The sequence below is a fragment of the Campylobacter concisus genome, from assembly GCF_902460595.1.
Taxonomy (GTDB): Bacteria; Campylobacterota; Campylobacteria; order Campylobacterales; family Campylobacteraceae; genus Campylobacter_A; species Campylobacter_A concisus_BL.
This window is the reverse complement of record NZ_CABPVA010000047.1, coordinates 1-661: the sequence shown is the minus strand read 5'-3', so window position 1 is coordinate 661 and position 661 is coordinate 1. Positions and strand designations below refer to the sequence as shown.

1 protein-coding gene and 1 pseudogene are annotated in these 661 nt (G+C 29.8%); both read right to left on the bottom strand.

Annotated features, from left to right (window positions below):
- Nucleotides 1-292, bottom strand: a pseudogene (locus tag F3G86_RS10250) (asparagine synthase (glutamine-hydrolyzing)); the annotation flags it as partial.
- A 1-nt stretch (nt 293) separates the two neighbouring features.
- A partial coding sequence (locus F3G86_RS10245) for a polysaccharide biosynthesis C-terminal domain-containing protein (protein WP_188116473.1) occupies nt 294-661 on the bottom strand: 368 nt, incomplete at its 5' end.

Sequence of the window (661 nt, the reverse complement as noted above, 5' to 3'; positions counted from 1 at the left end):
ATTTAACACCATCACCTAAGAGTTCATCGTAAAATTCTTTAAAATTATATATTTCACCATTATAAATAGTAATATATTGACCAGTTTTATCAAACATTGGTTGGTGTCCGTGTTTTGATAGATCCTGTATCGATAGTCTGCGATGGCCTAAGCCTAAATTAAAATTTTCATTTTCAAAAAATTCATACCCACTATCGTTTGGACCTCTATGCCGTAAAACGTCTGTCATGTTTATTAAATTATCCATGCCCCGTTTTTTATTAAAATCGCAAAATCCAGCCAATCCACACATACTATCTTTTCCTTATCATGCTATAAATTCTTATTATAAATTCATTCCTTAACAAAACTAATATCACATAGTTAAAGACAAAAAACAAAACACTACTCACAAAAAATGGCAGACTGAGCATTCTAATAGTAACAAAAGAGGTACCCGCTGCCAACAAATACTTCATAAACTCAAAAAGTATATTTTTATAGCTTAAATGTAAATTCTCTTTATAATGAATTATCAGCAGATTTAGGGCTATAATAACACCAGTTGAAACAAGAGTTGCCAAAGCTATACCTACGATACCATACTTACTTATCCAAAGATAATTTAAGACAAAATTTATTAGCACCCCTATTAATGATAAACAAATAACATAAGCATATT